Origin of the sequence: Acidovorax sp. T1 (genome assembly GCF_002176815.1) — a bacterium.
GTDB lineage: Bacteria > Pseudomonadota > Gammaproteobacteria > Burkholderiales > Burkholderiaceae_C > Acidovorax.
Genome location: NZ_CP021648.1, coordinates 3932208 through 3958002 on the forward strand (window position 1 = coordinate 3932208; position 25795 = coordinate 3958002).

The 25795-nt window shown below is 63.8% G+C and carries 23 protein-coding genes; 11 read left to right on the forward strand and 12 right to left on the reverse strand.

All coding sequences use genetic code 11. The features are described from left to right. Positions 1-50 precede the first annotated feature (50 nt). Positions 51-518, forward strand: a complete 468-nt coding sequence (locus CCX87_RS18285) for a PTS sugar transporter subunit IIA (protein WP_087747973.1) — start codon at positions 51-53, stop codon at positions 516-518. Between the two features lie 28 nt (positions 519-546). Next, on the forward strand, positions 547-1503 hold the full coding sequence (gene hprK, locus CCX87_RS18290; RefSeq protein ID WP_087747974.1) for an HPr(Ser) kinase/phosphatase: 957 nt from the start codon (positions 547-549) through the stop codon (positions 1501-1503). Between the two features lie 391 nt (positions 1504-1894). Here hprK and CCX87_RS18295 read toward each other — a convergent pair whose 3' ends face one another. From CCX87_RS18295 to CCX87_RS18305, 3 genes are all read right to left on the reverse strand, one after another. Beyond that, entirely contained in the window at positions 1895-2320 is a 426-nt protein-coding gene (locus CCX87_RS18295; RefSeq protein ID WP_086913724.1) for a barstar family protein, read from the reverse strand. Positions 2321-2457: 137 nt separating this feature from the next. Then, a complete protein-coding gene (locus tag CCX87_RS18300) occupies positions 2458-2865 on the reverse strand; it encodes a ribonuclease domain-containing protein (RefSeq protein WP_087747975.1) in 408 nt (135 codons plus the stop codon). A gap of 155 nt (positions 2866-3020) precedes the next feature. Then, a complete protein-coding gene (locus CCX87_RS18305; protein ID WP_087747976.1) occupies positions 3021-5345 on the reverse strand; it encodes an NADP-dependent malic enzyme in 2325 nt (774 codons plus the stop codon). 252 nt (positions 5346-5597) lie between these two features. On the opposite strand from CCX87_RS18305, the gene CCX87_RS18310 reads away from it, so the two are divergent. Beyond that, the gene (locus tag CCX87_RS18310; RefSeq protein ID WP_087747977.1) at positions 5598-6131 is read left to right on the forward strand and encodes an ureidoglycolate lyase; all 534 of its coding nucleotides are present in this window, start codon (positions 5598-5600) and stop codon (positions 6129-6131) included. A gap of 26 nt (positions 6132-6157) precedes the next feature. Here CCX87_RS18310 and CCX87_RS18315 read toward each other — a convergent pair whose 3' ends face one another. The 6 genes from CCX87_RS18315 to CCX87_RS18340 form a co-directional block, all read right to left on the reverse strand. After that, positions 6158-7342, reverse strand: coding sequence for an amidase (locus tag CCX87_RS18315; RefSeq protein ID WP_087747978.1), 1185 nt, complete (start codon positions 7340-7342; stop codon positions 6158-6160). Positions 7343-7375: 33 nt separating this feature from the next. Continuing rightward, the gene (locus CCX87_RS18320) at positions 7376-8371 is read right to left on the reverse strand and encodes an ABC transporter ATP-binding protein (RefSeq protein ID WP_087747979.1); all 996 of its coding nucleotides are present in this window, start codon (positions 8369-8371) and stop codon (positions 7376-7378) included. Between the two features lie 65 nt (positions 8372-8436). Further along, positions 8437-9477, reverse strand: coding sequence for an ABC transporter ATP-binding protein (locus tag CCX87_RS18325; protein WP_087747980.1), 1041 nt, complete (start codon positions 9475-9477; stop codon positions 8437-8439). A 4-nt stretch (positions 9478-9481) separates the two neighbouring features. Continuing rightward, positions 9482-10402 carry an ABC transporter permease gene (locus CCX87_RS18330; protein WP_087748485.1) on the reverse strand — a complete coding sequence of 307 codons (921 nt, stop codon included), beginning with the start codon at positions 10400-10402 and terminating at the stop codon, positions 9482-9484. Positions 10403-10415: 13 nt separating this feature from the next. Beyond that, a complete protein-coding gene (locus tag CCX87_RS18335) occupies positions 10416-11369 on the reverse strand; it encodes an ABC transporter permease (protein WP_087747981.1) in 954 nt (317 codons plus the stop codon). A gap of 93 nt (positions 11370-11462) precedes the next feature. Further along, positions 11463-13007, reverse strand: a complete 1545-nt coding sequence (locus CCX87_RS18340; protein WP_232476610.1) for an ABC transporter substrate-binding protein — start codon at positions 13005-13007, stop codon at positions 11463-11465. Positions 13008-13339: 332 nt separating this feature from the next. On the opposite strand from CCX87_RS18340, the gene CCX87_RS18345 reads away from it, so the two are divergent. Further along, positions 13340-14587 (forward strand): Zn-dependent hydrolase, encoded by a 1248-nt coding sequence (locus CCX87_RS18345; protein WP_087747982.1) that lies wholly within the window; start codon positions 13340-13342, stop codon positions 14585-14587. Between the two features lie 158 nt (positions 14588-14745). On the opposite strand, the gene CCX87_RS18350 is transcribed toward CCX87_RS18345, so the two are convergent. Both CCX87_RS18350 and CCX87_RS18355 read right to left on the reverse strand, forming a co-directional pair. Continuing rightward, entirely contained in the window at positions 14746-15552 is an 807-nt protein-coding gene (locus CCX87_RS18350) for an IclR family transcriptional regulator (RefSeq protein ID WP_087747983.1), read from the reverse strand. A gap of 210 nt (positions 15553-15762) precedes the next feature. Further along, on the reverse strand, positions 15763-17124 hold the full coding sequence (locus tag CCX87_RS18355; protein ID WP_087747984.1) for an aspartate aminotransferase family protein: 1362 nt from the start codon (positions 17122-17124) through the stop codon (positions 15763-15765). Positions 17125-17251: 127 nt separating this feature from the next. On the opposite strand from CCX87_RS18355, the gene CCX87_RS18360 reads away from it, so the two are divergent. Together CCX87_RS18360 and CCX87_RS18365 are read left to right on the forward strand one after the other, a co-directional pair. Next, positions 17252-18214: a LysR family transcriptional regulator gene (locus tag CCX87_RS18360; RefSeq protein ID WP_369825304.1), complete on the forward strand. Its 963-nt coding sequence runs from the start codon at positions 17252-17254 to the stop codon at positions 18212-18214. Between the two features lie 78 nt (positions 18215-18292). Beyond that, positions 18293-18598, forward strand: coding sequence for a flagellar basal body protein (locus CCX87_RS18365; RefSeq protein WP_087747985.1), 306 nt, complete (start codon positions 18293-18295; stop codon positions 18596-18598). 206 nt (positions 18599-18804) lie between these two features. Here the strand turns inward: CCX87_RS18365 and CCX87_RS18370 are convergent, their stop codons facing one another. After that, entirely contained in the window at positions 18805-19053 is a 249-nt protein-coding gene (locus CCX87_RS18370) for a DUF2061 domain-containing protein (RefSeq protein WP_087747986.1), read from the reverse strand. Positions 19054-19271: 218 nt separating this feature from the next. Between CCX87_RS18370 and CCX87_RS18375 the strand changes: the two genes are divergently transcribed. From CCX87_RS18375 to CCX87_RS18395, 5 genes are all read left to right on the forward strand, one after another. Next, positions 19272-20321 (forward strand): SPFH domain-containing protein, encoded by a 1050-nt coding sequence (locus CCX87_RS18375; protein WP_087747987.1) that lies wholly within the window; start codon positions 19272-19274, stop codon positions 20319-20321. Positions 20322-20389: 68 nt separating this feature from the next. After that, a complete protein-coding gene (locus CCX87_RS18380) occupies positions 20390-21880 on the forward strand; it encodes a DUF4178 domain-containing protein (protein ID WP_087747988.1) in 1491 nt (496 codons plus the stop codon). Positions 21881-21901: 21 nt separating this feature from the next. Beyond that, the gene (locus tag CCX87_RS18385) at positions 21902-22126 is read left to right on the forward strand and encodes a DUF350 domain-containing protein (protein WP_087747989.1); all 225 of its coding nucleotides are present in this window, start codon (positions 21902-21904) and stop codon (positions 22124-22126) included. 117 nt (positions 22127-22243) lie between these two features. Further along, complete coding sequence (locus tag CCX87_RS18390; protein ID WP_087747990.1) at positions 22244-23974, forward strand: site-specific DNA-methyltransferase; 1731 nt, start codon at positions 22244-22246, stop codon at positions 23972-23974. Between the two features lie 3 nt (positions 23975-23977). Then, positions 23978-25732 carry an RNA-binding domain-containing protein gene (locus CCX87_RS18395; RefSeq protein WP_087747991.1) on the forward strand — a complete coding sequence of 585 codons (1755 nt, stop codon included), beginning with the start codon at positions 23978-23980 and terminating at the stop codon, positions 25730-25732. The last annotated feature ends 63 nt before the right edge of the window (positions 25733-25795 follow it).

The window sequence follows — 25795 nt, forward strand, 5'->3', positions numbered from 1 at the left end:
GCCTTTCCATCAGGGTTTTTGCCAATGTGTGCATAATTGTTTCCCTCACCATGAATCGACTCGCCTCCATCCTTCCTTCCGCTCAAGTGCGCGTAAGCGTTGACGCCACCAGCAAAAAGCGTGCTTTCGAAGAAGCGGGTCTCCTGTTTGAGAGCCAGCACGGTCTTTCGCGGGCGTTGATCACCGACAGCCTGTTTGCGCGTGAGCGCCTGGGCTCCACCGGTCTGGGGCATGGCGTGGCCATTCCGCATGGCCGCATCAAGGGGCTCAAGGCGCCGATGGCAGCGGTTTTCCAACTGGCGCAGCCAATTGGTTTCGACGCACCCGATGAAATGCCAGTCGGTTTGCTGATCTTTCTGCTGGTGCCCGAAGCCGCGACCCAGAAGCACCTGGAAATCCTCTCGGAAATCGCTGAGTTGCTGAGCGACTCTGCGCTGCGCGAGAAGCTCAAGGCCTGTGACGACGCCACGGTGCTGCACGGCACGATTGCCGGATGGCAGTCCACCCAAGCCGCCTGATTTTCTCCTTTGCTTTGACGGGACTGTTTTGAAGCCCAATGTCGTAAGCGCTGATGTTCTGTTCGAGGAATTCCGCGGCACCCTGAAATGGGAGTGGCTGGCGGGCCTTGGCGCCTCCGAGCGGCGCTTTGATGAGGTGGCGGTGCGCGCGGCACGATCGGGCGCCGATCTCGTCGGCTACCTCAACTACGTCCACCCCTACCGTGTGCAGATTCTGGGCGAGCGCGAAATTGCATATCTCACCAACGCCACCCCCGACGACTGCCAGCGTCGCATTGCGCGCATCGTCACGCTGGAGCCGCCAGTGCTGGTGCTGGCCGATGGGCAGACGGCACCGGATGCGCTGCTGTCCATGTGCGAGCGGGCGCAGATTCCGATGTTCTCCACGCAAGAGTCGTCGGCGTTCGTCATCGACGTGCTGCGGGCTTACCTGTCCAAGCACTTTGCCGACCGCACCACGATGCATGGTGTGTTCATGGACATTCTGGGCCTGGGGGTCTTGATCACGGGTGAATCCGGCCTGGGCAAGAGCGAGCTGGGGCTGGAGCTGATCTCGCGCGGCAATGGCCTGGTGGCCGACGACGCGGTCGATCTGTTTCGCATCAACCAGACCACCATCGAGGGCAAATGCCCGGAATTGCTGCAGAACCTGCTGGAGGTGCGCGGCATCGGCCTGCTCGATATCCGCGCCATCTTTGGCGAAACCGCCGTACGCCGCAAGATGCGCCTCAAGCTCATCGTGCATCTGGTGCGCAAAGAGACGCTGGAGCGCGAATACGAGCGCCTGCCCTACGAGCCCCTGACCCAGGACGTGCTGGGTGTGCCCGTGCTCAAAGTCGTGATCCAGGTGGTGGCGGGGCGCAACATTGCCGTGCTGGTGGAAGCCGCCGTGCGCAACACCATCTTGCAGTTGCGCGGCATCGACACCTACCAGGAATTCGTGGAGCGGCACCGCCGCGCCATGGAGCGCGATAGCGGGGGCTGATCCGCAGGTCGGGCAAAAGGCTCGGCGACCGTTCCAAATCTATGTGCGCGCGCTGCCCGCAGCCCTTTGAGCCCGTCGCGACCAGGCTTGCGGCCGCCGCGCAAGGGCCGCCCCGCTGCGCTGGCGGTGTCCACCTTCCAGAATTGCGCAGCAATTCGAGAGAAGGGGGAGGCGGCAAAGCCGCTCAGGGGGATGCACCGAATTCAGGCCGCTGTCAACCAGTAGCCCGCGTTGAACGGGCTGCTCATGCGCAGCGCCAGGGGCGAAATGTCGACCAGTTTATCGGTGGGCATCTTCTCGGCGGTTTCGGGGTCGATGGCGATGCCATGGACAGCGGTCGTTTCCTTAGCCTCGTTCGCCCGTTCTGCTTGGCTGGTGGTTGCAGAACGGGCTACAGAAAAGAATAGAAACAGCGGAACGGAATCTTGCGGTCGCCCCAGAAATCTGCCGCGTCGCGGAAGATGTCCAGCAACTGCTCGCGGGCTTCCTTGTCGAACTTGCCTGTGGCCGGAATCTGTTCCAGCACCACGATGAAGCCCGGTTGCGGCCCCGATTTGTGCAGCGGATCGGTCATGCAGTCGTAGAGCGCGTCGAAATTCTTGCCGAAATGCGACGGGAAGGTGAACTGCGCGGCAATCAGGTCCAGCACATCCTGTTTGGACTGGGCGTGGGCCAGGTTGGCATACAAAAAATGGTGACCGAGGGAGGCTGCGGCATCTTGCAGATCCTGCACGCGGAAGGCGCGAATGGACTGCACGATGTTGGTGCGCACGCCACGCAGTGGCGTTTCATGGTCTTTACGAAGGGGCGTCTGCATCTCCGTTGCTCTTTCTTTATAAGGTCCAAAAACTTCTGGCTGACCGCAAAACCGCAGGATGCGCGTTTCGGGTCGGAAAAACAAGGCGGCTCGCTACCCGCTGCCCGGGCTGGCGCGGGCGGACAATCCATCGGACATCATTCGACAATCTTGCGAAAACTGGCGTAGTGGTCGCTGGTGTAATAGCAGGCGTCCGGCACCCGGGACTTGCCGCCACACACAATGCGCCGGGCGCCTCGATTGCGCGCGCCGGGGGTCTTGACGGTGTATTCCCGGTAATAGCCGCGCTGCTGGGCCGGCAATATCCGTTCACGATTGCCAAAAACCGTTCCGTCCTTGTCGTACGGAAAAGGGCCGCCATCGTGGATCAGCGCATAGGTCGAACGCCCCTGGGGGGGCAGTTCTGCCACAGCGATGGAAGCAATGGAACCCTCGGTAGACGGGGGTTTTCGGGCGTGTCCGGCACCTGGGCCCAGGACCAACGCAACACCCACAACACACAAAACCCCTGCTTTTCGCACCTGGGCGGCTACAGCCTTGAGCATCAACGACACCTTTCAGAAACTACGGGTTAACCCGAAATTTCAACGGGCTAGTGTCGCTGAAAGCCCCCCAAAAAGCAAGCGCCTGCACAAAGATTGGGCAGGCGCCATGGGTTTTGCGTGTGCACCAGAGTTAGTGCACGCTATTTGTTGAAGGCTTATCGCGCTGCGCTGGCGTCGGCCACGGTAATGGCTGTCATATTGACAATGCGCCGCACGGTGGTGCTGGGGGTGACGATATGCACCGGCTGCGCGGCCCCCAGCAACACCGGGCCGATGGCGATGTTGCCGCCTGCCGCCGTCTTGAGCAGGTTGTAGGAAATGTTGGCCGCATCGATGTTGGGCAGCACCAGCAGGTTGGCATCGCCCGTGAGGCTGCTGTGGGGCATGAGCGCGGCGCGCGCCTTGCCGTCCAGCGCCACGTCGCCGTGCATCTCGCCCTCCACCTCCAGCCAGGGCGCCTGCACGCGCAAGAGCTCCAGCGTCTGGCGCATCTTCACGGCGCTGGGCTGGTCGCTGGAGCCAAAGTTGGAGTGCGACAGCAGGGCCGCCTTGGGCTTGATGCCAAAGCGCAGCATTTCCTCGGCCGCCATCATGGTGATTTCGGTCAGCTGCTCGGCCGTGGGGTCGTAGTTGACGTGGGTGTCCACCAGAAACACCTGGCGGTCGGGCAGCAGCAAGCCGTTCATGCAGGCAAAGGTGTTCACGCCAGGGCGCTTGCCGATCACCTGGTCGATGTAATTGAGGTGGTGCGCCGTGTGGCCCCAGGTGCCCGCGATCAGGCCGTCCACCTCGCCCTTGTGCAGCAGCATGGCGCCAATCAGCGACAGGCGCCGGCGCATTTCGATCTTCGCGATCGGGGCGGTCACACCCTTGCGCTCGGTCATGCGGTGGTAGGTCTGCCAGAAGTCGCGGTAGCGGTGGTCCTGCTCGACGTTGACGATGTCGTAGTCCTGCCCCTCTTTCAGGCGCAGGCCAAACTTCTCGATGCGCTGCGCAATGATGGCCGGGCGGCCGATCAGCGTGGGGCGCGCGATTTTTTCGTCCACCACGATCTGCGCGGCACGCAGCACGCGCTCTTCCTCGCCCTCGGCATAGGCCACGCGCTTTTTGGTGGCCGCCTTGGCGGCGGTGAAGATGGGCTTCATGGTGGTGCCCGAGGCATACACGAAGGTCTGCAGATGGTCGCGGTAGGCGTCCATGTCGGCGATCGGGCGCAGCGCCACGCCGCTGTCCGCTGCGGCCTGGGCCACGGCCGGCGCAATCATCATCATCAGGCGCGGATCGAACGGTTTCGGAATCAGGTATTCCGGGCCAAACGCCAGCGGCTCGCCCACATAGGCCGCCGCCACCACTTCGCTCTGCTCGGCCTGCGCCAGCTCGGCGATGGCGTGCACGGCGGCGATTTCCATCTCCATCGTGATGGTGGTGGCGCCGCAGTCGAGCGCGCCCCGGAAGATGTAGGGGAAGCACAGGACGTTGTTGACCTGATTGGGGAAGTCCGACCGGCCCGTCGCCATGATGGCGTCATCGCGCACGGCCTTCACGTCTTCGGGCTGGATTTCGGGGTTGGGGTTGGCCAGGGCAAAAATCAGCGGGCGGGCGGCCATCCTGGCCACCATGTCCTTCTTGAGCACGCCGCCGGCCGACAGGCCCAGGAACACGTCGGCATCCGCGATCACTTCACCCAGCGTGCGCGCCGAGGTCTTTTGCGCGAACTGGATCTTGTCTTCGTCCATCAGCTCGGTGCGGCCCTCATAGACCACGCCCGCCAGGTCGGTCACCCAGATGTTTTCGCGCGGAATGCCCAGCTTGACCAGCAGGCCCAGGCAGGCCAGCGCTGCCGCGCCCGCGCCCGAGGTCACGAGCTTGATCTTTTTCGGATCCTTGCCTGCCACCTTGAGGCCGTTCAGGATGGCCGCGCCCACGGTGATGGCCGTGCCGTGCTGGTCGTCATGGAAGACCGGGATCTTCATGCGTTCGCGCAGCTTGCGCTCGATGTAGAAGCAATCGGGCGCCTTGATGTCTTCGAGGTTGATGCCGCCGAAGGTGGGCTCCAGGCTGGCAATGATTTCGACCAGCTTCTCGGGGTCTTTCTCATTGATTTCGATGTCAAACACATCGATGCCCGAGAACTTCTTGAACAGAACCGCCTTGCCTTCCATCACCGGCTTGCCGGCCAGGGGACCGATGTCGCCCAGGCCCAGCACGGCGGTGCCGTTGGTCACCACGCCCACCAGGTTGCCCCGGCTGGTGTATTTGAAGGCGGCGTTGGGGTCTTTGACGATTTCTTCGCACGGTGCGGCCACACCGGGCGAATAGGCCAGCGCCAGATCGTGCTGGTTGACCATCTGCTTGGTCGCGGCAATGGCAATCTTGCCGGGCTTGGGAAACTCGTGGTATTCGAGCGCCGCCTTGCGCAGCAAGGCGCGCTTGTCGGGAAGGGGGGTGGCGTTGTTGTCGGCCGTGGTGTTCTCGGGCATCAAGCGTCTCCAGCTTTCAGAAAGTGCCGGGTCCGCGGTGGATCTGCTGGGGGCGGACCGTCAGCTTGTGAGGGGAGGTGCATTGTAGGACCTCGTCCCGTGAAAACCCTGATATGTCGCTGTGCTTGCCTGGTCCAAACGCTTGTGATCGCCATGCATGGAATGACCTCCCGTGGTCCGCCGTTTTGGCGGGGCTGACCAAAAGGACTTACCGGACAGATAACCGGTGCGATTCTTGCTACCCAACGCTGCATGCCTTCATCGCCCTCTTCCATAGCGCTCACGGCCTCGTCGCTGGTGGCGCGTCCTCTGACCCCCGAAGATTTCCAACGCTTTGGCACAGTGCTGCAGGCACCCTCTCGCGTGGACGCCGCCCGACCCATCAATGCCGGCACGGCACGGCGGTTTGACCTGGTGGACGACCTGCAGCTGGACGCTGCGGGTGGCCGAGCCCAGCTGGCGCTGTTTAGTGCCCAGACCCGGTCGTTTCCGCTGGTATTGCACGAGATGGAATGCCACCAACTGGGTAGCCAGACCTTTGTGCCACTGGGGGCGAAGCGCTTTGTCATGGTGGTGGCGGCTGCGGGCGCGCCCCCCGATGTGACAGCACTGGAGGCCTTTGTGACGGATGGAACGCAAGGCGTCACGCTGGCACCCGGGACCTGGCACCATGCCCTGCTGGCACTGGATGCCGGCGACTTTGTGGTGATCGAGCGTGCCGCCCCTGTGGTGGATTGCGTGCTGTGCGCACTTCCCACCGCCGTAGAAGTCTCCTTGGCCGTTTGACGGGCAGGTGGCAACCGTCGCAGACTTCAGCCGCGCGCCGCGATGCGTTCCGCCAGCGCAATCAGCGACCGGTCAGAACCGGCTGGCCCCAGCAGCGACAGGCCCAGCGGGGCACCATCGCGCTGCGCCAGCGGCATCGACACCTGTGGAAACCCTGTCAGTCCGGCGATGCACAGCATCTGGATCGCACTATTGCGATAGTCCTCCAGGCTGCTCTCCGGGGCGCTGCGCAGGGGGGCAATATCGGGCATGCTGGGCATGACCAGCACACCGTCATGGCCCAGCAACTGGCCCAGATGACGCTGGTAGCAGGCACGAAATGCGCGGGCGGTGACCACCTGTTCATCCGTAACCGCCCGCGACCAGGCAAAGCGTTCGGCCACTCCCGGACCCAGCGGGGGTGCATAGCGTTCAATCAACGGGCCGTCGGTCATCCAGGCTTCGCGCCCCTGGATGTAGCGAAAGTTCCAATACAGGGCATCCAACGACTCGAGCACGGCGTCCACCGGCTGCGCGGTACCCAGCAACGACTGCACTTGCTGCACGGCGCCATCCAGCGCCGCACGCACGGCGGGGTCGAGCAGCGCCCACACGTCGGCCGGCCACAACAGGCGCACTTGGGCGGACAAGGGTTGCGGGTCGGCGCCCAGCAGCACGTCAGCCACTCGGGCAAAAGTCTGGGCCTCGCGGGCAAACCAGCCACAGGTGTCCAGGCTGGGCGCCAAGTCCAGGGCGCCTGCCAGGCTCACGCGGCCGTGCGTGGGACGCAGCCCAAACAGCCCGCAGTGGTTGGCCGGGGCCCGCACTGAGCCACCGGTATCGGTGCCCAGCGCAAAGTCACACAGGCCCGACGATACCGCCGAGGCCGACCCCGAGGACGAACCGCCCGTGATGCGCTCTGGCGCGGCCCCGTTGAGGGGCGCCCCAAAGTGGGCGTTATTGCCGTTCATGGAAAACGCCAGCTCATCGGTCACCGTTTTTCCTGCCAGGCGCGCGCCGGCGTCCAGCAGCTTTTGCACGGTGGGTGCGGTGCGGACTTTGGTGCCCGACAGGGCCAGCACCAAGGGGTTGCCACCGCCTGTAGGGTAGCCCGCCACATCGAACAGGTCTTTGACACCAAAACTCAGCCCGGCCAAGGGCCCCGTGCCAGCATGGGGCACCGGTACATCGGGATAGGGAACAAACGCGTGGGCAGGGTCGTGCAGAGGCATGGTAGTGGGGCGCAAGGCCAGCTGTAAAAACCGTCAAGGGGTGGACACGCATACCGGAGCCGTGGCCACTACCGCATCGGTGCGCAGGCAGCGCGCACGATGACCAGAAGCTATCTCGATCACCGGCGGTTGCTGTGCGCGGCATGCGTCGGTGGCCAGGCTGCAGCGCTCGGCAAAGGCACAACCAGGTGGCAGCGCCGACAAATCGGGCGGTGCACCCGCAATGGTCTCCAGGGGCGTACCGCGCGCCATGGCGCCATGGGCGCGGCTCTTGAGCAAGGCGATTGTGTACGGGTGGCGCGGGTTGCGGATCAGGTCGCGAGCCGTGCCCTCTTCAACGATGCGGCCGGCGTACATCACCGCAATGCGGTCCGCCACCTCCACCGCCGCACCGATGTCATGGGTGACAAAAATCACCGACAGGCCCAGGTCGCGCTGCAACTCACGCAGTAGCAGCAGGATCTGGATCTGCACCGTGGCATCCAGCGCCGTGGTGGGTTCGTCGGCCAGCAACAACTGGGGGCGGCAGGCCAGCGCCAGAGCGATCATGGCGCGCTGGCGCATGCCACCCGACATTTCATGCGGGTAGGCCTGCAGGCGCCGCGCGGGGCTGGGAATGCGCACGCGTTCGAACAAGGCCAGCGCACGCCGTTGAGCCTCCGCCGCCGTGACGCCCTCGTGGCGACTGATGGATTCCACGATCTGCGCACCCACGGTATACACCGGGTCCAGCGCCAGCAAAGGCTCCTGGAAAATCATGGACGTGACCTTGCCCCGGTAGTCGGCCAATTGCCGCCCCGACAGGGCCAGCAGGTCTTGTCCGTCCACGCGCACCTCGCCGCCGATGCGGGTGCGCCGCTCGGGGTGCAGGCGCAGCAGCGTGCGCAACGTGACGCTCTTGCCTGAACCCGACTCGCCAATCAGCGCCACGACTTCTCCGCGCTGCACCTGCAGGCTCACGCCGCTGACGGCCTGCACGGGTTTGCGTGCACCGGTGAATGTCACGCTCAGGTCGCGCAGCACCACCATAGGTTCAGTAGAAGGTTGGGAGATATTCATGGGCGTGCTCCAATGCGCAACGGAGTGACAACGGCTCAGGCCGCCTGGGCCAGTGCCGCAGTGGCTTGCGGGTGGCCGCTGCCCGGCTCGTGGACAAGACAGGCCGCCACATGGTGCGGGCCGGTGATGGTGCGTACCGGCACACGCTGGGCACACACAGGCGCAGCCAGCGCGCAGCGGGGATGAAACCGGCAGCCCGAAGGCGGGTTGATAGGGTTGGGCGGGTCGCCTGCCAGGGGCGCCACCTCCGTGCGGTGGTCGGGGTCCATCGACGGCATCGACGACAACAGCGCGCCGGTGTAGGGGTGGGCAGGCTGGCGAAACAGCGCATCCGATGGGCCGATCTCCGCCACTTGGCCAAGGTACATCACCATGACCCGGTCGCTCATGTAATCCACCACGTTCAAGTCATGACTGATGAAGACGTAGGTCAGACCAAACTCGGCTTTCAGGTCGGTCAGCAGGTTGAGCACCTGGGCTTCCACCGATTTGTCGAGGGCCGAAACGGCCTCATCCAGAATGACCATGCGCGGCTGCAGAGCCAAGGCACGCGCAATGTTCACGCGCTGGCGCTGGCCACCCGAAAGCTCGTGCGGATAACGCTCGGCAAAGCGCCCGGGGGCCAGGCCCACGCGGTCGAGCAGGTCACGCGCCCGCGCCACGGCCTGGCGCTGCGGTACGCCATGCACCTGGGGGCCAAAGGCCACCGAATCCTCAATGGTCAGGCGCGGGTTGAGCGAGGCATAGCTGTCCTGAAACACCATTTGCACCTGGCGCCGGAACTCCTTGAGCGGCAGGTCCCGGCTCCCCACAGTGCGCCCGTCGTACACGATCTGCCCCGCCGTCGGCGCAATGAGCTGCATCAACAGCCGGGCGGTGGTCGACTTGCCGCAGCCCGACTCGCCCACCACGCCCAGGGTTTCTCCCTTGAGCACTTCAAAGCTCACGCCATCCACCGCACGCACGACACCGCTGCCGCGCCCGAGGGCATCTTTTTTGAGGGGGAAGTGCTTGACCAGCCCCGTGATGGTAAGCAGCGGTTGCGCCGGACCGCCGACGTCGGTGATTGCTTGCATCGCTTCAGCCCTTGTTGTCCATGGCCGACCGCAGGCCGTCCGAGAGGATGTTGAATGAAATCGAGGTGATGAAAATCATCAGCCCGGGCAGGGCGGCCACCCAGGGCTGCACATAGATGGCCGTGCGCAGGGTGTTGAGCATCAGGCCCCATTCCGGCTCGGGGGGCTTGACGCCCAGGCCCAGGAACGACAGGCCCGAGGCCAGGATCATCGACACCGCGATCAGGCTCGTGGCATAGACAAAGATGGGCCCCAGCACGTTGCCCAACACATGCACCCGCACGATGGTGAAGGGGCTGGCGCCCGAGGCACGGGCGGCCTCCACATAGTCGCGGTTGCGCACCTGCGTGGTCACGCTCTCGGCCACCCGCACGATCTGCGGAATGAACACGATAGTTAGCGAGATGAGCGAGTTGACAATGCCCGCGCCCAACACGCCCGACAGTGCAATGGCCAGCAGCACCGATGGGAACGCATAGAACACGTCCACCGTGCGCATGATGGCCGTGTTGGCAATGCCACCCGCATAGCCCGCCACGATGCCAATGACCGAGCCCACCATGAAGGCACAGACCACCGGCGTAATCCCGATGAAGAGCGAGAGCCGGGCGCCCACCATCAAGCGTGAAAGCATGTCGCGCCCCAGCTCATCACTGCCCAGCGGCAGACCTTCGGTGCCGATGGGTTTGAGCCGCTTGAGCATGGACGCCGCATACGGATCGGCTGGTGCCAGCCAGGGGCCCAGCAAGGCCAGGCCGATCAGCAGCAGCACCACCACAGCGGCGCCCATGGCGACCGGGTCACGGGTGAAGCGCTGCAGGGCCAGGGCCCAGTAGCCCCTGGAGGGTGGCTGGGCCCGGGCGTCGGGGGCGGCAAGAGAGTCCGCAGTGGAGGGTGCGGGAGAAGAAGCAGCAAGGGTGGCCATGGTGGTGTATTCCTCAAGCGCGGGCAATGCGCGGATCGAGCAGCGTCTGCAGCACATCAACCAGCAGGTTGAGCAGCACAAAGAACAGCGCCAGTACCAGGATGGTGCCCTGCAGCAGGGGCAGATCGCGCTGGAAGATGGCGGAATTCAGCAAGAAGCCGGTGCCGGGCCACGAGAACACCGTTTCGATCAAGATGGAGCCACCCAGCAAATAGCCCAGTTGCAGGCCCATCACGGCCAGTGCCGTGGGGGCAGCGTTCTTGACCATGTGACAGAACACCCCGAAGTGCGTAAGGCCCTTGGCGCGCAGGCCCACGATGAATTCCTGATCAAGGATATCGGCTACCAGCGCCCGCACGGTGCGCGCGATGATGCCCATGGGAATCACCGACATGGTGATGGCGGGCAGCACCAGAAACTGGATGTGCTCCCAGTCCCAGACCCAGTCGCTCGATCCGCCGGGGCCCGCACCAGTCGCAGGCAGCCACATCAATTGCGAGCTGAACACGATCACCATCACCATGCCTAGCCAGTAGTGCGGCACGCTCACCCCCAGCACCGACAGCATGGAGGCCAGCCGGTCCAGCCACGAGTTGCGAAAGTACCCCGCGACAAAACCAAACAGGCTGCCCAGCACAAAGCCGATCAGCGTCGCCACCACCGCCAGGCGCAACGTGTTGCCCACGGCGGTGATCACCTCGCCAGCCACCGGTCGGTTGCTGGCGATCGACACGCCCAGATCACCGTGCAGCGCCCGCCATACCCACATGGCGAACTGCTCGGGCAACGAGCGGTTGAATCCATATAGCTCACGCAACTGGGCCTGCAGGTCGGCCGATGCATCGGGTGGCAGGATGGACACCAACGGATCGCCGGGCGCCAGGTGCACCAGCAGAAAGCACACCAGTGCCACACCTAGCATGATGGGCAAGGCATACACGATGCGTCGCAGTAGATAAGAGAGCATGGGAAGCCTGGCGGTAAAGGATGCAGGACCTGGCGACGCCCTGCCCCACCCGCCAGCGGGTGGGGGCTGCGCCCGCCAGGAGCCAACCGAAGATCAGTCCATCGTCATCGTGGCGATATCAATGAACCAGCTCTTGGGCTGCACCACGTTCTTGACCTTGGCCGACAGGGCACGCGGCCCCACATCGTGGGCGATCCAGACAAACGGTGCGTCTTCCACGATGTGGGCATGCAACTTGGCCAGGGCGGCGTCACGGGCCTTGTCGTCAAAACTGGTGCGGGCATCGGCCACCAGCTTGTCCACCTCGGCATTGCCGTAGTAGCCCCAGTTGTTGGACACCGGCGGGAAGGCCTTGGTGCTCACAAATCGCACCATGGCAAAGAACGGGTCCATGGCGGCAAAGCTGATGTTCACGGCGTTCGCGCCATTGGCTGACGGGTCCTTGGCGCCCTTGCGCCAGTTGGTAAACAAGGTGTTCCACTCGATCACGTCGAACTGCACATCGAAGTAGCACTGCTTGAGGGACTGCTGCGCAAACTCATTCATCGGCAGTGGCTGCATCTGCCCCGAGCCCGAGGCCGAGATCTGTACCTTCACCTTGATGGGCTTGGCAGCCGAGTAGCCCGCCTGCGCCATCAAGGCCTGTGCCGCCTTCACGTCGTACTTGATGTCGAACTTGGGGTTGCCCCACCAGGGGTGGCCGGGCGGCACCGTGCCCTTGGGCTCGGCCATCATGCCGCCCAGCAGCTGCTTCATGCCGCCACGGTCAATGCACAGGTTGGCCGCCTGGCGCACGCGCTTGTCCAGCCAGGGCGAGCCCTCGGCAAACGACAGCTGCCACGGCCATACATGGGGCTGGGCGTTGGAGTAAATCTTGAAACCACGCTGCGTGATCTGCGGCATGGCGTCGGGGGCGGGGGCTTCGATCCAGTCCACCTGGCCACCGAGCAGCGCCGCCGTGCGGGCGTTGGCCTCTGGCATGGGCAGCATCACCACCTTGTCGATCTTGGGCACACGCTTGGCGTCCCAGTAGGCCTTGTTGGCCGCCAGTTCCAAGCGCTCGCGCGCTACAAAACGGCTGACCTTGAATGGCCCCGAGCCCGAAGGGTCTGCCGCGAAGGCAGTCCAGGCCGCCTTGGACTTGTCGGCCGGGGTGGCACCCGTGGCGGCATCAAATTTCTTTTGCCACTGGGCGGGCGAGGCCATGAACAGGTTGGTGAGGTTGATGGGCAGAAATGCATCAGGTTCGCTGGTGGTCAGTTCCACCGTCAGATCATCGATCTTGCGCGCAGAGCGCAGGGTCGGCATACGCGAGGCGGTCACGCCCACCTGGCTGGGATCAAATTGGAGCGCGTCCTTGTCGAGCACCTTGGCCACGTTCCACACCACCGAATCGGCGTTGAGGGCCGAACCATCGTGGAACTTGATGCCGGGCCGCAGCTTGAACACCCACTTGGTCTTGTCCTTGTCGTTCACGGACCAGGCGGTGGCCAATGCCGGAATCAGCACGCTGGGGGCATCGGCCTTGGAAAGATCCCACTGGGTGAGCGAGTCATAGATGGGGATGCCAGTGAAACGGTTGCCCTCAAACCCCTGGTCGGGCTGGCCCAGCGTGCGCGGAATGTCGGCCGCCGTCATGGCAATGCGCAGCACTTTTTCCTGGGCCAGGGCGGCAGTGCCACCCGCCAGCGACAGGGCAGCAGCCAAGGCCAGTGCCAGCGGTGCACGGCGTGGGGACGAGAGTGGTGACAACGGGGCTTTGCTCATGGGGTTCACCTTCAGTAGTTGCAGGTTGTGAGGGACAACGTGCTCCAAGCAATTGGTGTGCCATATACAAATGTAACTATCGCCTATCGATATTCACACGTCGATAATCAGTTTGTTTAAGCCGATTAACACTATATGTGGCCTGATTTTTGCTGTGAACGTCGCGTATTTTTCTTTCCGTCGCATACCCTCCGGACAAAACCATGATCTCCACCACTACGCCCCGAATTAATGCAGACCGCCTCTGGAAATCCCTCATGGACCTGGCCCAGATTGGTGCAACACCCAAAGGCGGGGTGCGCCGCATTGCCCTCACCGACGAAGACCGCCAGGGCCGCGACCTGGTGGCGCGCTGGTGCCGCGAGGCCGGCCTGGACGTGCGGGTGGACGAAGTCGGCAACCTGTTTGCCCGCCGCCCAGGGCTGGACCCACTGGCGCGCGCCGTGGCCACGGGCAGCCACATCGACACCCAGCCATCGGGCGGCAAGTTTGACGGCAACTTTGGCGTGCTGGCCGGGCTGGAAGTGATGCGCACCCTGAACGACCTGGGCCTGCAAACCCGCGCCCCGCTCGAAGTGGTGGTCTGGACGAATGAGGAAGGCACGCGCTTTACCCCGGTGATGATGGGCTCGGGGGCCTTTGCGGGCGTGTTCACGCCCGACTTCATCCGCGCCCAGAAAGACATCGCTGGCGCCAGCGTGGGCGACGAGCTGGCGCGCATTGGCTACCGCGGCGCACACCCCTGCGGCGCGGTACCGGGGGGCATGTTTGCCGCCTACTTCGAGGCCCACATCGAGCAGGGTCCAGTGCTGGAAGCGCACGGTCTGCCGATTGGCATCGTCACCGGCGCGCTAGGCCAGCAATGGTACGACGTGACGGTCACCGGCATGGACGCCCACGCCGGTCCCACACCCATGGAACTGCGCCACGATGCCTTGCTGGCTGCTGCCCGCATGGTCGAGGCCGTCAACCGTATTGCACTGTCTGAGGCGCCGCACGGACGGGGCACGGTGGGCTATCTGCAGGTGCTGCCCAATTCCCGCAACGTGATCCCGGGTCAGGTGCAGTTCTCGGTGGACTTTCGCAACCTGTCGCAAGACGGCCTGGACCGCATGGATGCGGCCCTGCGCACCGCGTTGGACCAGATTGCCGGAGCCGCCCAGGTGCAGGTGACCGTGGCGCAGGTCGTGAAATACGAACCCTGTCTGTTCGACGCCCGCTGCGTGGCCAGCGTGCGCCATGCAGCCGAGCAGCTGCAGCTGCCGCACATGGACGTGGTAAGCGGCGCGGGCCACGATGCCGTGTATGTCAACGGCGTCGCCCCCACCGGCATGATCTTTGTGCCATGCAAGGACGGCATCAGCCACAACGAGATTGAAGACGCCCTGCCCGAGCACATTGCCGCCGGCGCCAACGTGCTGCTGCTGGCGATGCTGGAGCGTGCCCGGTAAGGCGCAGGGTGCTCTGCACGGGGCCTGCCCCAGGCTCCCAGCAGGTGCCCAAGGCGATTTTTAGATAAAACCGCCTCCAGCCATTACCCAGAAAGCGCCTATAGCTATTCAATCAATAGCAATTGATGAATCAAAGGAGGCTGAAAAACGCTGCCCTGTCAATGCGTGATCGACTGCGAGATGGCCCGCGCGCACTCGATCACCATGGGCGCGAGCTTTTGTTGCGCCTGCTCCAGCGTCCAGCGGCTGGTGGGCGGCGACAGGTGCACTGCGGCCACGGGCTGGCCTTTGCTGTTGAGAATGGGCGCGCCCACACCCATGTCACCCAGAAACAGCTCTTCGCAGTTGGTGGCATAACCCACCTGGCGGCACTGCGCGATGCGCTCCAGGATGGCATCCACCGTCGTCAGCGTGGCGGGTGTGCGCACCGGTCGGGGGGCGGCATCCAGCATGGCGCGGGCCTCCGCCTCAGGCAGCTGGCTCAGGTAAGCGCGCCCCGAGCTGGTGCAGTACATGGGGATGCGCATGCCCACGGGCGTGAGCACCGGAATGAATTGGGTGGTGAGCAACTGCGCGACGAACACCATGTCGGTGCCCACCGGCTCGGTCAGGCTGGCGGTTTCGCCGCTGGCAGTGGCCAGTTGCGACAGATAGGGATGGGCGACGCGGATCAGCGGGTGGGCGGCCAGGTAATTGAAGCCGATCTCGATCACCTTGGGCAGCAACTGAAAACGCCGCGTCTGCGGGTGCTTGCCCACATACCCCAGCACCTGCAGCGTGTGCACGGTGCGCTGGGCCGACCCCTTGGTCATCCCCGTCAGCTGGGCCAGCTCCGAGAGCGTCAGGGTGCGGTGCGCGGCAGTGAAGGCGCGCAGCACATCCAGCCCCTTCTCCAATGACTGGTTGAACAACGGGTCGGCAGCCGGCCGGGCTGTTGCGGTGTCTGGAGCAGTAGTGCGAACCATGGTAGGGTGATAAGAGGGCGGGCCGTGGTGGCCGGACAAGGGGGACTCCGATGCACGATAACACCCATGATGAAATCGCCTATCGATTTTATGGGTGAGGTTCTTGCCACCAAGACGGCCATGAAAAACGGTCCCCTCAGGGACCGTTGAGCGGTTGAACTGCATTTGCAGCCCCGGTGACTCTCTGCCGCAGGCTGGGTCGCGTGCGCGTCAGGCAGTCTCGGCCAGCGCGTCGCCCAGCGCATTGACCAGGCGGTCGATTTCGGCCTTTTCGCTGATGAAGGGCGGGGCCAGCTGAATCGTGTCGCCACCGTAGCGCACGTAAAAGCCCTTCTTCCAGCAGTTCATCGCAATCTCGTAAGGGCGGCGGGCGGGCTCGCCGGGCAGCGCGGCAATCGTGAAGCCTGCGGCCAGGCCAAAGTTGCGGATGTCGGCCACATGCTTGGCGCCCTTCAAGCTGTGCACGGCCTGCTCAAAGTAAGGGGTCAGCGCCTTCACGCGGCCGATCATGTCTTCCTTTTGCAGGATGTCGAGTGCTGCAATGCCCGCCGCGCAGGCCACGGGGTGGGCCGAGTAGGTGTAGCCGTGCGGGAATTCGAGCATGTAGTCCGGTCCGCCCGCCGCCATGAAGGTGTCGTAAATCTCCTTGCTGGCCACCACGCCGCCCAGCGGCTGCGCGCCGTTGGTGACCTGCTTGGCAAAATTCAAAATGTCGGGCGTCACGCCAAAGGCCTCGGCGCCGGTGAAGGCGCCGCTGCGGCCAAAACCGCTGATCACCTCGTCAAAAATCAGCAAAATGTTGTTCTGTGTGCAGATCTCACGCAGACGCTGCAGGTAGCCCACGGGCGGTATCACCACACCGGCCGAGCCCGAGAAAGGCTCCACGATCACGGCGGCGATGTTGCTGGCATCGTGCAGCGCAATCACGTCGAGCAAGCGGTCGGCCAGCTCCTTGCCCGTGGGCGGCATGCCCTTGTGGAACGAGCCTGCGGATGGCTGCGTGTGGGGCAGGTGGTCGGCCTCCACGCCCTGGCCAAACAGCTTGCGGTTGGCCGCGATGCCGCCCACCGAGATGCCGCCAAAGTTCACGCCGTGGTAGCCCTTTTCGCGGCCGATCAGGCGCGTCTTTGTCCCAAGCCCTTTGGCGCGCCAGTAGGCACGCGCCATCTTGAGCGAGGTGTCGGCCGATTCAGACCCCGAGCCGGTGAAGAACACATAGTCGAGCCCGGCGGGCGTGAGTTCCTTGATGCGGTTGGCCAGCTCAAACCCGAGCGGGTGGCCAAATTGGAAGGCGGGCGCGTAATCCAGCTTCATCGCCTGCTTGCCGATGGCTTCGGCAATCTCGCGGCGGCCATGGCCCAGCCCCGAGCACCACAGGCCCGACAGGCCGTCAAAGATCTTGCGGCCGTTCGAATCGGTGTAATACGCGCCGCTGCCCTCCACGATCATGCGCGGGTTGGCCTTGAACTGGCGGTTGGCCGTGTAGGGCATCCAGTGCGCATCCAGCCATTCGGCGTCCATGCGGGGGCCTTCGGCGCCAGCGGCGGTTTTTTCGATGTTGACGAAGCTCATGGGGTTCTCCAATGCAGGACAGCGATACAAGGCAAGCAGCCCCATGGATTGGGGACGGACGTGGGCCATTGTTGCGCCGCCTGTTAATCTCTCAAATAATCAAATATCAATGTTTACTTGACATTTTATGCAAGTAAAAACACCCGGACCGATGCCCGCTACGCCCGCTTCAGCCAAACACCGCGCCGTGCTGGGCCAGCTCAGCGACATGGACTTGCGTCTGCTGCAAGTGTTCAAGAGCGTGGCCGAGTGCGGCGGCATGTCGGCGGCAGAGCTGGAGCTGAACATCGGCACCAGCACGGTCAGCCGCCACATGAAAGACCTGGAAACGCGCCTGGGCCTCACGCTGTGCCGGCGCGGGCGGGCGGGTTTTGCCCTCACGCCCGAGGGCCAGCGGGTGTACGACGAAACCCTGCGCCTGCTGTCTGCCGTGGACGCATTTCGCAGCAGCATCGACGACATCCACCAGCGCATGGGCGGGCGACTCGACGTGGCCGTGTTCGACAAGACCGCCAGCAACCCGGCGGCGCACATCGGCACGGCGATTGCGCTGTTTGCCGAGCAGGCCCCGGACGTGAGCCTGCAGATGCATGTAGCGTCCATCCCCGCCATTGAGCGCGGGCTGATGGACGGGCGCTTTCACATCGGCATCATTCCGGCGCACCGCGCATCACAAAGCCTGGTCTATACCAACCTGTTCACCGAAACCATGCTGCTGTACTGCGGCGCACGGCACCCGCTCTATGGCACCAACCATGCCCCGCTGACCTGGGAATCGCTGCGCGCCTACCAGTTTGCCGGCCTGGGCTACCACTCGCCCAACATGGAGCTCAGCCACAGCGCGCACCTGCCGCGCAAGGCCACGGGGTTTGATCAGGAGTCGATTGCCACACTGATCCTCTCGGGCCACTACCTGGGGTTTCTGCCCGACCACTATGCCGAAGCCTTCGAGCGCCAGGGCCAGATGCAGGCCGTGCTGCCTGCGCAGTTCTTCTACCGCTGCCAGTTTGTCAGCGTGCTGCGCAAGTCGCCCCAGCCGCCGCGCGCGGCCCAGGCGTTTGCGCAATGCCTGCTGGCCGCGCATGGTTGACGGGCGCACGGCCTTGCGCGCACCTCGCGGCGGGCTGCAGAATGCGGGCTGTTGTTGCAACTTTGCGTAAGGCGTTCCATGGCATCCCTTTCTTCGATTGGCAACTCCAGCCTGCAGGCGGCCCAGTTGCGGCTGGATGCGTCGGCCAACAACGTGGCCAACATGAACACGCCCGGCTACCGCCGCCAGGCAGTGGCACAACAGGCCGTGGCCGACAGCGCGGGCGTGCGCGCCACGGTGCAGCGCCAGCAAGAGGCTGACGGCGTGGCGCTGGAAAAAGAGGCCGTGGAGCAAATGTCGGCCACCTACGCTTTCAAGGCCAACCTGCAGACCATCAAGACGCAGGATGAAATGATGGGTGCGCTGCTCGACGTGAAGGCCTGAGAGGCTGCAAAGCCAACCCCGTTCACGCAAATGCCCCGCCTGCCGGGGCATTGCTGTTTCTGCGGCCGAAAAACTGCGGCTTAACCCGCCGACGCCAGCCCGGCCAGGCGGTGAACCAGCCAGCGCTGAAAAGCAAGGCCGGCGGCGCTGCGGCTGCGCAAGGGAATGCTGTACATGGTGGTGCTCCTTTAATCCTTTGAATAAGTTCAGGCGTTTTGCAATGCGCCAGCGTGGCCCGCATTGCGCCGGGCGGCCCGCTCCCAGGCTTTTTCGTGGAAGAAAAAGGCCACGGCCTGCACGGTGGGCTCCAGCAGGCTCAGCGTGAGCGAGGCCCACAGGTTGCCCGTGACGGCATAAGCCACCAGGGCGGCCACGCAGATGTGGATGAGGTAGTAGCTGCCCGTCTTCATCAGCATGGTCTTGTTCTGGCGGGCGGTGCGGCGGATGAGGGACATGGCGAACTCCTTGGCTTCAACAGGGCCTGCGGTGAAAAGCAGGCACAGTCAAATGGTAGTCATTCTCAATAGCGATGGCCAATTGATCGTGCCTAAAGCGCAGATAGCCGCTATCACGAGGCGCCGCCCAGCGCGAAGCAGCCGCTTTCGGCGTCACCCCCCGTTGCTATGATGGCCGCTCTTTTTTCCCATCCCCTCACCACAACCGGGAGCACCGCATGGCCCTCATGGACTTCATCAAGAAACAGTTCATTGACATCCTCCAGTGGACCGAAGAAGGGGATGGCACGCTGGCCTGGCGCTTCCCCATGGCGGGCATGGAAATCCAGAACGGCGGCACGCTGGTGGTGCGCGAGTCGCAGATGGCGGTGTTCGTCAACGAAGGCCAGGTGGCCGACGTGTTCGGCCCCGGCACCTACAAGCTCACCACGCAGACGCTGCCCGTGCTGACCTATCTGAAGAACTGGGACAAGCTCTTTGAGTCGCCCTTCAAGAGCGATGTTTACTTCTTCAGCACGCGCCAGCAGATCGACCAGAAATGGGGCACGCCCCAGCCCATCACCATCCGCGACAAGGACTTTGGCGCCGTGCGCCTGCGCGCGTTTGGCAACTACGCCTACCGCATCGCCGACCCCAAGCTGTTTCACACCGAAATTTCGGGCACGCGCGATGTGTATCCCACGGCCGACCTCGAAGGCCAGCTGCGCGGCCTGGTGCTGCAGAACATCAGCAACGCCATTGCGGGCAGCGGCCTGCCGTTTCTGGACCTGGCGGCCAACCAGGTCATGTTTGCCGATGCGCTGACCAAAGAGCTGGCGCCGGTCTTTGCCAAGCTGGGCCTGCTGATCGAAAACCTCACGGTGCAGAACGTCTCGCTGCCCGAAGAGCTGCAAAAAATTCTCGACCAGAAGATCGGCATGGGCATGGTCGGCAACGACATGGGCAAATTCATGCAGTACCAGACGGCGCAGGCGATTCCCAAATTCGCCGAAGGCGCTGGCAGCGGTGGCGGCGGCATTGCGGGCGACGCCATGGGCCTGGGCGCCGGTGTGGCGCTGGGCCAGGTGCTGGCGCAGAACCTGCAGGCCGGTCTGCAAGGTGGCGCTGTCGCCGCACAGGCCGCGCCTGCCGCCGCCGCTGCGGTGGGCGTCAAGCCCGAGGACGTGATGGCCACGCTGGAAAAGCTGGGCGAGCTCAAGTCCAAGGGCATCCTCACGCAGGAGGAGTTCGACGCCAAGAAGGCCGAGCTGCTCAAGAAGCTGGTTTGAACTCATTTTTTAATAGCTACTAGCGCTTGCTGCATAAGCGCTAGAGGCCAAAAACATCCATAAACTCCATGGCGACCAGCGCCACCCAGCGCACCTACCGCGCGCCCTGCCCCGGCTGTGGCGCGCCGGTGGAGTTCAAAAGCGCGCAGTCCACCCACGCCGTCTGCCCCTACTGCCAGAGCACCGTGGTGCGCAGCGGCGAGGTGCTCACGCGCCTGGGCAAGATGGCCGAGCTGTTCGACCACCACAGCCCGCTGCAGCTCATGGCCAGCGGGCGCATTCAGCTTGATGGCCAGGACCAGCCATTCACACTGATTGGCCGCCTGCAATACAAGGGCGACGCGGGCGTCTGGACCGAATGGGCCGCGTTTTTGCAAGACGGCACGCTGGCCACGCTGGGCGAAGACAACGGCGCCTACGTCTTCACCCGGTCCATCGATCCGGGCCGCGAAATGCCCGAGGCCGCGCGTTTTCGCATCGGCACCACCACCGCCATCAACGGCAAGCCCTACAGCGTGGCCTACACCGGCCAGGCACAGCTGATCTCGGCCCAGGGCGAGCTGCCCAAGCTGCCGCCGCTGGGCCAGCCGTTCGACATGGTCGAGCTGCGCAGTGCCGACGGCGAAGTGGTCAGCATCGACTACGGCCACACACCGCCAAGTGTCGAGCGTGGCAAAGCCGTGCTGCTCGAAGACCTGCAGCTCACCGGCCTGAAGGGTGAATCGGCCAAGGACGAAAAAGGCCGCCAGTTCAACTGCCCGCACTGCGGTGCGCCCGTGCAGGTGCAACTGGCCAGCTCCAAAAGCGTCACCTGCGGCTCGTGCGCCAGCATCATCAGCCTGGACAGCGGCGTGGGCGGCGAACTGCGCTCGGCCCAGCAGGACGAGCCCGTGCAGCCCATCATCCCGCTGGGCACCAAGGGCCAGCTGCAGGGCGTGCACTGGCAGGTGGTGGGCTTTCAGCACCGCATGGGCGTGGAGCCGGGTGATGACGAGCACTTTGGCTGGAGCGAATACCTGCTCTACAACCAGAAGCGCGGCTTTGCCTTTTTGGTCGATTCGCAAGAAGGCTGGAGCATGGTGCGCCCCACCACCGGCGCGCCGCAACTGGCCGCCAGCGGCCGCAGCGCCACCTATCTGGGCACCACCTACCAGCTCCAATACACCTACGAGGCCGAAACCACCTATGTGCTGGGCGAGTTCTACTGGCAAGTGGAGCGCGGCCAGAAAACCAGCAACCGCGACTTCGCCAGCAGCAAAGGCCTGTTGTCCATGGAGCAGAGCGCCAGCGAGATCACCTGGTCGTCCGGCGACAAGCTGGCCAGCGACACCGTGGTCAAGGCCTTCAAGCTCGAAGACAAGAAAGACGTGCTGCAGCGCGACGACCCTGGCCCCTTTGTGGCCAAGTCGGGCCTGGGCTGCGGCACCATCATCCTGATTGCGGTCATCATCCTCATCCTGCTCATCATCCTGAGCAATTGCTCGGGCTCGTCCGGCAGTGGTTTGCGCAGCTCGGGCGGCTCGTTCGGCGGGTATTCATCCGGCGGCGGGCACAAATAATTTTTACCCACGGAGGTCATCATGGGAATTGAATGGCTGCGGCCTGCCGCATTTTTTGGCTCCATCCTGTTCGCCCTGGTGGGCGTGCTGGTGTTCTGGCTCAGCTTCCTCATCATCGACAAGATCACGCCTTACGACCTGTGGCGCGAAATCGTCGAAAAACAGAACAAGGCCCTGGCCATGGTGGTAGCCGCCATGAGCTTAGGGATAAGCATCATCGTGGCCGCCGCCATTCACGGCGGCTAAAGCCACCCCGCCCATCCCCGCCACCGCGCCACCGCCTTCCGGGTGGCGCCGCGCCATGGCGCAGGCCACACAATACCGCCTGCTTTCACCGGCCCCCAGGCCCGACACCACCACCCCATGCCCACCCTCGACTGGCTCAACCGCGCCCACGCCTTCACCACCGCCGCCCAGGTGCCCTACCGCCTGCTGGAGAACGTCTCCACCCATGGCGATGCCGCCAGCGCACAAGGCAACCTGCTCATCCAGGGCGACAACCTCGAAGCCCTCAAGGCGCTGCTGCCGTTTTACCGGGGGCAGGTCAAATGCATCTTCATCGACCCGCCCTACAACACCAAAAGCGCGTTTGAGCACTACGACGACAACCTGGAACACAGCCAGTGGCTCAGCATGATGCTGCCGCGCCTGCAGTTGCTGCGCGACCTGCTCAGCGACGACGGCTCGATCTGGGTGACGATTGACGACAACGAGGGGCATTACCTCAAGGTGTTGATGGATGAGGTGTTTGGGCGGCGGAATTTTGTAGCGAACATCTTCTGGCAGAAGACGCACACACGCGAGAACAGAACCGACATTTCCGCTGTCCACGACCATTTGTTGGTCGTCGCGAAGAACCGCGACGGTTGGAAGGAAGTACGAAACTTGCTACCTTCTTCCGACGAGCAATTGGAACGTTTTACAAACCCAGACAACGACCCGCGCGGCGTTTGGGCTTCGCTACCGGCTCACGCGAAAGCCGAAAAAGGGCGACGTGAAGCTCAGTTTTTCACGATTACCACTCCGTCTGGCAGAAAGATAGATCCACCTCCGGGACGGTGCTGGCTCTATACGGAACCCCGCTTCTTGGAAATGGTTCAAGACGGACGCATCTGGTTCGGCGGGGACGGCAAAAATGCCCCAAGAGTTAAGAAATTTTTGTCTGAGGTACAGGCAGGGCTAGTACCGTCAACCTTCTGGCTGCATCAGGAGGTCGGCTCAAATGGCCGCGCCAAATCCGAATTGGTCGCGCTGTTTCCTGGTGAGACACCCTTCTCAACACCCAAGCCCGAAGCGCTCATCCAACGCATCATCCACATAGCCACCCACCCAAACGACCTCGTCCTCGACAGCTTCCTCGGCTCCGGCACCACGGCCGCTGTGGCGCACAAGATGGGCCGGCGCTGGATCGGCATCGAGATGGGCGAGCACGCTGCCACGCACTGCCTGCCGCGCCTGCAAAAGGTGATTGACGGCGAGCAGGGCGGCATCAGCCAGGCGGTGAACTGGCAGGGCGGCGGCGGCTTTCGCTTTATGCGGCTGGGTGCGCCGATCTTCGACGCCGATGGCTGCATCCACCCCGAGGTGCGCTTTGCCACGCTGGCCGCCTTCGTCTGGCAGCAGGAAACCGGCACCGCCTTTGACCCCGCGCGCGCCACGCCCGGCACGCCCGGCACGCCGCACCTGGGCACACACTCTGTTTTTGATAGCTATGAGCGCTTGCCAGACGGGCGCTTAGGGCCAATTTCATCTGAAACCCTGCCGCCAGCTCCGTCAGCCTCGCAAGCCCAGGGTGAACTCGGGTTGCAGGCGCCAGACGCGCTACCCCCGCCCGCTGCGGCACCCGCCCCCGTGCTGCGCAGCCGCACCGCCTACTACCTGCTGTTCAACGGCATCCTGGGCGACAAGCGCCCGGCCAGCGGCAATGTGCTGACCTCCGCCGTGCTCGATGCGCTGCTGGAACTGCACGCCCGCACCCCGCACCCCGAGGCGCCGCTGGTGGTGTATGGCGAGGCCTGCCGCCTGGGCGAAGCGCGCCTGGCGCTGGCGCGGGTGACGTTCAAGCACATTCCGTATGACGTGAAGGCGAGGTGACCGATGACCCCGTCCCACTTGACCGCATCCGAACTGCAAGACTGGCTGCGCGTGCGCTTTCCCAAAGAGGACGAACGCCATGAGTGGAAGGAGTGGAACAGCCTCAAGTCCAACATCTCGGGCCGCAAAGGTGACGACCTCGTGTCTTACGTCTCGGCCCTGGCCAACATGGAGGGCGGCTGCATCGTCATTGGCGTGCAGGACAAAACCCTGGCATTGACGGGTATTCAGGACTTTGCCGACTACACGGTGGACAACGTGGTGCACCGTGTGCTGGGCAAAACGCCGGGGCTGCCATCCATGGGGTTTCGCGTCGAAGAACTGTGCGCCAGCGACACGGGTGCCGTGGTGTGGCTGGTGCATGTGCCGCGCCATGCACCACGCGAGCTGGTGCTGGCGCACGACAAGGCTTGGCAGCGCGATGGCGACAGCCTGGTGGAACTGCGCGAGGACCGGCGCCGCGCCATCCTGACCGAGCACCTGGCGGGCGAGGACTGGAGCGGCGTCGTGGTGGCCGGGGCCACGCTCGCCGACCTGGACGAAGCCGCCATTGCCAAGGCGCGCGAGAAGTTCCTTGAAAAGCACCAGCGCGAGGATTGGGCCGCACAGATACCGCAGTGGAGCGCAGAGAAGCTGCTGGACAAGATCGGCCTGACTATCCATGGCCGCATGACCCGGGCTTGCCTATTGCTGCTGGGTAGCCGTGAAAGTGCCACGGCGCTGCTGTCGCCCCACCCGGCGGAAATCACCTGGAAGCTGGCGGCCGAGCGGGTGGCCGAGCACTTTCACCCGCCTTTTTTACTGACAACCACCAAGGTGGCGCAGTCCATCCGCAACCCCAACATCAAACTGTTTCCGGCCAATGAACTGCTGGCCGTGACCCTGCCGCGCTACGACACGAACACGGTGCTGCTGGAAGGGCTGCACAACTGCCTGGCGCACCAGGACTACGCGCAGGGCGGGCGCGTGGTGGTGGAGGAGTCCACCGGGCTGGTGCGCATGATCAACCTGGGCGGCTTTTTCGACGGCCAGCCCGACGACTACGCCAGCGGCATGCGCACCCCCGCCCGTTATCGCAATGAGCGCCTGGCCAAGGCCATGGCCGAGGTGGGCATGATCGACAAAGTGGGCTTCGGCATTCACGACATGGTGCTGGCGCAGCGGCGGCGCTTTCTGCCGCTGCCGGACTATGAAGGATCGTCCCCCCTGCGCACGGTCTTCAATGTGTACGGACAAGAGATTGACGAAAACTACAGCCACTGGCTGATGGAGCGCACGGACTTGCCCATTGAGCATGTCTTGTGGCTCGACCGGGTGCAAAAAAAGCGCAGGCTGGATACGGCGCAAGTGACTGAACTGCGCCGGGCCGGCTTGATCGAGGGCCGTAGCCCCAATTTGCATATCTCGGCCCAGTTGGCAGTGGCAACCGGGCAGGAGGTGGCGTACCTGAATCGGCGTCGCCCTGATGCCGATGATTACAAAACGGCCTTGTGCAGGCTGCTGGCGCTGGGGCCGCAGCCACGCGCCAAGGTGGATGAACTGCTGCTGCCCAAGCTGCAACTGTGGATACCTGACCTGGCCCAGCGCAAGGAATACGTCCGAACCCTCCTCAAGGAGATGACCAAGGAAGGGCGAATTCAGAACATTGGCGGAAAAACCAAGGCGGCCCGGTGGGCGCTGACGCCGGATGGCGGATCACCAAACAACCACCAGACACCACCAAACACCACCCAATCAAAGGTGGATTCTTCCCAATGAAATTTTAAAAATCTCTTTTAAATCAATAAGTTGCATTTGGGAAGGCTGCTTTTTTGTTCCAAA